Genomic DNA, 355 nt, shown 5'->3' with positions numbered 1-355 from the left:
AGCCTTTCTCGCTCACATCGTCAACGGAGTCGCCAATTGTGCGCTTGTGGAAGATGTAGTAGTCAGATTGCTTCTTGAGTTTGGAGAGCACCTGCGCCGGGTCTTCATCCGTCCAATCGCTGAGCATGACGACGTAATCACGGTCATATACAAACGGCTCCGGATCTTTGGCATCGATCACCAAAGCCCCATAGACCCCGGACTGTTCTTGGAAGCCTGAGTGACTGTGATACCAGTAAGTGCCGTTCTGGTGGACCTTGAACTTGTATTCGTACATGCCATCGGGAGCGATGCCGTGGAAGCTCAAGCCCGGCACACCGTCCATGTTGGCGGGCAGGATGATGCCGTGCCAGTG

1 protein-coding gene is annotated in these 355 nt (G+C 54.6%); it reads right to left on the bottom strand.

What is annotated here, in order from left to right; genetic code table 11:
- Positions 1-355 (bottom strand): multicopper oxidase domain-containing protein (locus tag GHO42_RS05045; RefSeq protein ID WP_153384132.1); only part of this gene is annotated, 355 nt, incomplete at both ends.

The organism is Pseudomonas sp. FSL R10-0056 (genome assembly GCF_009600105.1).
Lineage (GTDB): Bacteria > Pseudomonadota > Gammaproteobacteria > Pseudomonadales > Pseudomonadaceae > Aquipseudomonas > Aquipseudomonas bubulae.
The sequence above is the reverse complement of the archived record's forward strand: the minus strand, read 5'-3'. Positions and strand labels throughout refer to the sequence as shown.